This window comes from Promicromonospora kroppenstedtii DSM 19349 (assembly GCF_000515355.1).
Taxonomy (GTDB): domain Bacteria; phylum Actinomycetota; class Actinomycetes; order Actinomycetales; family Cellulomonadaceae; genus Promicromonospora; species Promicromonospora kroppenstedtii.
This window is the reverse complement of the sequence record NZ_KI911665.1, coordinates 155,645-156,797: the sequence shown is the minus strand read 5'-3', so window position 1 is coordinate 156,797 and position 1,153 is coordinate 155,645. Positions and strand designations below refer to the sequence as shown.

The 1,153-nt window shown below is 72.1% G+C and carries 1 protein-coding gene; it reads left to right on the top strand.

Annotated features, from left to right (window positions below; all coding sequences use genetic code 11):
- Positions 1-292: 292 nt before the first annotated feature.
- Complete coding sequence (locus tag PROKR_RS13115) at positions 293-1,051, top strand: DUF998 domain-containing protein (RefSeq protein ID WP_169736415.1); 759 nt, start codon at positions 293-295, stop codon at positions 1,049-1,051.
- The last annotated feature ends 102 nt before the right edge of the window (positions 1,052-1,153 follow it).

The following is a 1,153-nucleotide window of genomic DNA, read 5'->3' as shown; positions in this document are numbered from 1 at the left end:
CTCCGCGCGGACGAGCGGCAGGCCGCGCAGTGCGACGGTCAGCCGCTCGGCGGTGAGACGCAGGACATCCCCCTCGGGCACGGCCGCTCCCCTCGTCGTGGGGTTTCAGCGTAGTGTGCGCCCGGTCGGAGAAGGCGGCACAAGCGGCATATCACCCATGTGAACCAGATCGGCCCCGTTCCAGGGGTCCGGGCACCCACGGGGCGGTCAGGGATGGCCCCGAGTGCCGTTCAGGGCGTGACCGGGGGTAAACCGGATGGCTTTCCGCCGCCGGTCACACCACTCTTGTCCCATGACCGTAGTTGCCGCTGACCTGGGCGGACACCCAGACCAGTCGATGGCCTCCCCTGATCCCCGCAATACCCGCACCGTGAGCTGGTTCGGCGCCACCGCACTGCTGCCGATGATCGCCGCGCACGTGGTAGGCGCCTCGGTCGTGGACCCGGTGCTCGACCCGATCAGCTGGTACGCCTTCGTGCCCGGTGGCGGCGAGATGATCCTCGCGGGCGGGGTGATCCTGGCCGTGCTCGGACTGATCCTCACCGTGCGGATGTATCGCACGGGGCTGGCCGTCGGCCCGGTGCCCGCCGCCGCGATGATCGTCTTCGCCGTCGCGATGGTGCTGGTCGGCGCGTTCCCCACCGACCCGCCGGGGACGGAGGCCTCGATGTCGGCGATCATCCACCGGGTCAGCGCCGCCACGGCGTTCTGCGTGCTGCCCGTCGTCGGGGTGAGCCTGGAGCGCTCGATCGTCCGGCCCCGGTCCTCGCTGCCGCGCTCCCTGCGGTCGGCCGCCCGGGCACTGGGAATCATGGTCGCGCTGTTCCTCGTGATCCACCTCTCGCTCGTCTACCTCGCGGACTCGGGCATCGCCGCCTTCGGCCTCATCGAGCGCGTGGGCTTCGTCATCATGATCGGCTACCTGTTCCTGCTCGCGGCCACCATCGACCGCGAGGGCCCGGACGGGCGGCTCGACCCGCTCGCAGCCCTCGACGGCCCGGGCCCGAGTCTGGCGCTCAGCGGACCGAGATCCGCAGACCACGTGGAGTGACCGCGAAACCGGCCTCGACGAGGGCCCGCGCCGCCGGGTGGTGGCGCGCGGCCTCCAGCGCGGGCAGGCCGTCGACCCGCTGGACCACCAGCCGCCCGAGCC